4 protein-coding genes and 1 pseudogene are annotated in these 5,322 nt (G+C 61.0%); 1 reads left to right on the plus strand and 4 read right to left on the minus strand.

All coding sequences use genetic code 11. The annotated features are described in order from the left end of the window. Both VEC01_RS17530 and VEC01_RS17535 read right to left on the minus strand, forming a co-directional pair. Positions 1-573: pseudogene (locus VEC01_RS17530) on the minus strand (hypothetical protein); the annotation flags it as partial. Between the two features lie 269 nt (positions 574-842). Continuing rightward, positions 843-1,778, minus strand: a complete 936-nt coding sequence (locus tag VEC01_RS17535) for a glycoside hydrolase family 16 protein (RefSeq protein WP_324902200.1) — start codon at positions 1,776-1,778, stop codon at positions 843-845. 507 nt (positions 1,779-2,285) lie between these two features. Between VEC01_RS17535 and VEC01_RS17540 the strand changes: the two genes are divergently transcribed. Continuing rightward, positions 2,286-3,143: an HDOD domain-containing protein gene (locus VEC01_RS17540; protein WP_324902201.1), complete on the plus strand. Its 858-nt coding sequence runs from the start codon at positions 2,286-2,288 to the stop codon at positions 3,141-3,143. Between the two features lie 80 nt (positions 3,144-3,223). Here VEC01_RS17540 and VEC01_RS17545 read toward each other — a convergent pair whose 3' ends face one another. Next, positions 3,224-4,291 (minus strand): AI-2E family transporter, encoded by a 1,068-nt coding sequence (locus VEC01_RS17545; RefSeq protein ID WP_324902202.1) that lies wholly within the window; start codon positions 4,289-4,291, stop codon positions 3,224-3,226. 385 nt (positions 4,292-4,676) lie between these two features. Next, the coding region (locus VEC01_RS17550) for a glycoside hydrolase family 16 protein (protein WP_324902203.1) at positions 4,677-5,322 on the minus strand (646 nt) is incomplete at its 5' end.

Here is a 5,322-nt window from a genome sequence, read left to right on the forward strand (position 1 = left end):
GCGGTTGAAGAACTTGCCGCTGGCATCGCGCTGCGGCCAGATCTTCAGCTTGCCGTCTTCCACCGTGTAGTTCTTGGTCGGGTTCGAGCTTTCATACCAGATGTGGTCGTTCCACACGCTGGTGTTGAAGCCGTTGTTGAACTCGTCGGCGAAGGTCAGCGTGTAGGCGCTGGCGTTCTGGCCATAAGGTGCCGCGGGTGCCGGCGCCGGGGCCGGGGCCGGGGCCGGGGCGGGCGTCGTGGTAGTCGGCGTGGTGGCCGGGGTCGTGCTCGGCTTGGTGGCCGGCGTGCTGGTGGCCGGCGTGCTGGTCGGGGCTGTCGTCGTAGTCGTGTCGCCTGCATTCGTCACCGGCGCAGCAGCGGAGCCAGTTGCACCCGAAGTCGCGGTCGGGGTTGCAGCGGTCGCGCCTGCAGTGGTGCCAGCGTCGGTGGCGGTTGCAGTCGTCTGCGCGGATTGCGCATCAATGCCGGTATCACCTGAGCCGGATCCGCCGCCGCAGGCAGCGAGCAGCACGGCGGCACATGCGCAGGACATCGCGCTCATCGAAATACGTTGGAATGACAGATTTTGCATGGGGGACCCCTTTCTCTTGTTAGTAAGGCCGGAAAATTCTCACCGGCAAGCTTTCGTATGAGCATTACCCTTCGGAAATGGTTCCGCAAAAAAACGACATCGGGAGAAATATTTCCATGCATCACTTGCACCAGTGACAGGAATGGAATAGGCAATCCGGAAACGATTGCGCAACCGGAGGCAATAAAAAAAGCCGGCGCGGGGCCGGCTTTTTCACAGGTACCGATCGCAGGTACCTGTCGCGATTTCACACGCAAGACAATGCTGGATTACTTGAACTTCCAGGCACGGACGTAGTTGACTTCGAAGGAGTTCGTCTTGCCCTGCGGAGTCGAATCGTCCGGCGTGCCCGACGCGCTGCCGTACCACAGGTCCAGCATCAGGTACATCGGGTCGCCCATGGTGACGTTCAGCACCAGCACTTCCTTGCCGTCGAAGTAATAGGTCTGCTTGTTCGGTTCCCACTTCACCGCATACTTGTGGAAGCCGGCGGAAAGGTCGGTGCCGGTGTCGAACTGGCGCGTGCCCACCAGTTGGCCTTCCTTGTCACCCTTCCACACCGTCGGCGCATACGCTTGCGGATGCGCGATGCCCTTGCTGTCGTTGAAGCCCCACGGCGCGGCGCCGCCCGCATACGCTTCCATCACATCCATCTCGGGACGGCGGTCGCCGATGTGGTTGAACAGCCAGAATGCCGGCCAGGTCCCCTTGCCCACCGGGAGCTTGGCTTCGATCTCAAAGTAGCCGTAGGTCTGGTAGTAGTTGCCGTCGGTATCAACCGTGCGGTTGAAGAACTTGCCGCTGGCATCGCGCTGCGGCCAGATCTTCAGCTTGCCGTCTTCCACCGTGTAGTTCTTGGTCGGGTTGGAAGTCTCGTACCACATGTGGTCATTCCAAAGGCTGCTGTTGAAACTGTCGAATTCATCCGAGAAGGACAGCTCGTACTTGTTGGCATCCTGGCCGAACGGCGACTTGGCTTCCGCTGCCGGCGCGGGTGTTTGAACAGACTCAGGAATGGCGCCAGCCGTGCCGGTACCGGTTGCGGCAACGGTCATGTTTGCCTGGACTTGGGCTGCCGCCGCGACCTGCGGCGCTGCCGCTTCCGCTGCGATCGCTTCGCTGCTGCCGCCGCAGGCAAGCAAAACAGTTGCAGAGGCGCAACACAACGAGGTGATAACGAGGCGGTTGAAGGCGAGTTTAATCATAGTTCTTCTCCAATGTGCGAATTGATGGTAGCCAATAATTCTGCCTGGCAAGCGCTCGTCAGAGCTTACCCCTCGGAAAATGGTTCCGGGAAATGTCGCAGGAGGGAGGTTTTTTTCCGGTTTGTAATATGCGGGACAACGTAATTCTTTATCTGCTGGCCATCCGGAACGGTTTCTTTAGCGGTTTCCCATGCCCCGATAGCAAGAAAACCCGGGCGGCGGAAGACGGAACAGCGGGAAAGGCGACGAGACGAGGGGAATTTCTTGCCGCAGGCGCCGCTGCAGGGGCTAGGCGGCAGGGATCATTTCCAAATTTGAAAAGATTCGCTTAGGAAATTTTTAGGCAGGTAAAATTATCGCAAGTCAGTTATCTTGCATAAGAGCATCGCGCGTATAACAGGCGGCAGGTAAAGTGGTTGCGTCGAGCGAAGTGACCATGTCGGAAAGCTGCCCCGCTTCATGGCGCGACCGTCGCGTGCATTTCATGTGATTTTTTCCGAGGGAACCATGCCAGATTCCGCATCCAGACCGAACGAGCTTGCGATCGACGACGTCGCCAAGTCGATCCAGATCCCCGCCTGCCCCGTCCTCCTCGCCAACCTGCAGCAGGAACTGATGCACGAAGACCCGGACCCGCGCAAGGTGGCATCGATCATCAGCCGCGACGTCGCCATGTCGGCGACCCTGCTGCGCACGGCCAATTCCGCGTTCTACGGCTTGAAGCGGAAGGCGGAAACCGTCGAGCAGGCGATTGCCTTCATCGGCATGACGCAGTGCGCATCGATCATGATGGGACTGATCGCCCGCAAAACCCTCAATACCACCGGCCCGGTGCTCACGCGTTTCTGGGACGTGTCGGACAAGCGCGCGATGGCGATGTCCCTGCTGGCGCGCAAGCTGCGTGTGGCCACGCCCGATATCGCGCATACGTTCGGCCTGTTCTGCGACATCGGCATCCCGCTGCTGCTGAACCGCTTCCCCGACTATACGGAGACGCTGAAACTGGCCAACGACGCAATCGATGAACGCTTCACCACCGTGGAAGACAGGCGCCACCGCACCTGCCACGCCACCATCGGCGCGCTGCTGGCGAAGAACTGGGGGCTTTCAGCCGATGTGGCGATGGCGATCCGCCTGCATCATGAATACGAAGTCATCACCGACAACATCACGCCCGACCTGATCAAGAGCCTCGTCGCGCTCAGCCTGGTGGTGGAAAAGATCATCCAGGACTACCAGCACCAGAACCGTCACGCCGAATGGGAAAAGGGCGGCGCGTTCGCGATGGATGCGCTCGGCATCAACGTCGATGAGCTCGAAGACCTGACCGAAGAGCTGCACCGGCGCTTCGACGAGGCGGGCTGACAAGCCGGCGCTGCGCGCCGTCGGCGCGCAGCTTGCCGATTGACTGCCTCGCAGGCGCGCCCGCGCCAGCTTCAATCCCGCTATTGCGTCAGATTGGCGGCCCCCTCGCCGGCCGAGGAAAACAGGTCCCAGGCAGCGATGAACAACGCGGCAATCACCGGGCCGATCACGAAACCGTTGATGCCGAACAGTGCCATCCCGCCCAGGGTCGAGATGAGCACCACGTAATCCGGCATCTGGGTATCCTTGCCGACAAGGAGAGGCCGCAGGACGTTGTCGACCAGCCCGATCACCAGCACCCCGAAGACGATCAGCGCCACGCCTTGCCAGATCGCCCCGGTGAGCAGGAAATAGACCGCGACCGGGGCCCAGATCAGACCCGCGCCGATCGCGGGCAGCAGGGAAAGAAAGGCCATCACGACGCCCCAGACGAGGGCCCCCTGTATCCCGAGGAACCAGAACATCACGCCGCCCAGCGCGCCCTGCGTCGCCGCCACCACGATGTTGCCCTTCACCGTCGCGCGGATGACCGTGGTGAACTTGCGGAACAGGTGGCGCTTGTGCTCCGCGCTGAGCGGGATCGCGAGCTTGATCCGCGCCGACAGCAGGCGGCCGTCGCGCAGCAGGAAAAACAGGAGGTAGAGCATGATGCCGAAGCTGACCAGGAACTCGAAGGTATTCTGTCCAATGTTGAGCGCGTGCGTCGCGATCAGCTGGCTGCCCTGCACTGCCGCCGCCGACAGCCTCTCCTGCAGCGCAGCAAGGTTCCCCACGTCGAAACGGTCAAGCAAGGCAGTCATCCAGGACGGCAAGGCCGTCATGACCTGCTGGAAATAGGCGCCGAAATTCAGGTTGCCCGAGCGGATCTGCTCATACACCGCCGTTCCCTCCTGCACCAGTGCGGCGGCAACCAGGGAAAGCGGGAACATCACCATGATGAGCGTCAGCAGCAGCGTGGTCAGTGCGGCGAGGTTTCGCCGCTGGCGCATGGCGGCAAGCAGTTGCCGGTAAAACGGCTCGAACAGGATGGCAAGCACCGTTCCCCAGAACAGCGCGCCATAAAACGGCCAGAGGATCCATGCGAAGGCCAGCGATACTACCAGCAGCAGCGACAGGAATATCTTATGGTGAAGTTCGGGATTATTCATCAGCATCTCCAGTTCGCCGGGCGCAATGGAAAACGCATGCGCCCGGAGTAATGTCATTATTCGAAAGACGGCCCCGCATCCGTGCCGCTCGCCGCACGCCCTGCCCAGTGCGGTAAGCCGGCAATGTCCCTCCAGGGCTACAAGGCACGGTTATTGTCGCTCCTGTAACGATCGTGTGCAAAGGCGCCAATATTGACTGATTCCTACAAAGACGTGTTGCCCCGAGCGTGAGGCATGTGCGGCGATGAAGGAACGCGGTCGCGCCCGCCGAAGGCGAAAAAAAGCCAGCGTCACCGCTGGCCTTAATTACCCACCGTGATCGGCGAGTGCTCTCCCTTTGCCGACCCTGCCATGCGGGCAGGGCGGCTCCCCTTCGCTGCCAGGCTTATTTGAACTTCCAGGCGCGGATGTAGTTGATCTCGAAGGAGTTCGACTTGCCCTGCGGCGTCGAATTGTCCGGCGTGCCCGACGCGCTGCCGAACCACAGGTCCAGCATCAGGTACATCGGATCGCTGAAGGTGGTGTTCAGCACCAGCACTTCCTTGCCGTCGAAGTAATAGGTCTGCTTGTTCGGCTCCCACTTCACCGCATACTTGTGGAAGCCGGCCGACAGGTCCATCCCGGTGTCGTACTGGCGCGTGCCGACCAGCTGGCCGTCATAGTCGCCCTTCCACACCGTCGGTGCATACGCCTGCGGGTGCGCGATGCCGTTGCTGTCGTTGAAGCCCCACGGCGCAGCGCCGCCCGCATACGCTTCCATCACGTCCATCTCGGGACGGCGCTCGCCGATATGGTTGAACAGCCAGAATGCCGGCCAGGTGCCCTTGCCCACCGGGAGCTTGGCTTCGATCTCGAAGTAGCCGTAGGTCTGGTAATACTTACCGTCGGTGTCGATGGTGCGGTTGAAGAACTTGCCGCTGGCATCGCGCTGCGGCCAGATCTTCAGCTTGCCGTCTTCCACCGTGTAGTTCTTGGTCGGGTTCGAGCTTTCATACCAGATGTGGTCGTTCCACACGCTGGTGTTGAAGCCG

Origin of the sequence: Noviherbaspirillum sp., assembly GCF_035627455.1 — a bacterium.
In the GTDB taxonomy this organism is placed as follows: Bacteria; Pseudomonadota; Gammaproteobacteria; order Burkholderiales; family Burkholderiaceae_D; genus Noviherbaspirillum.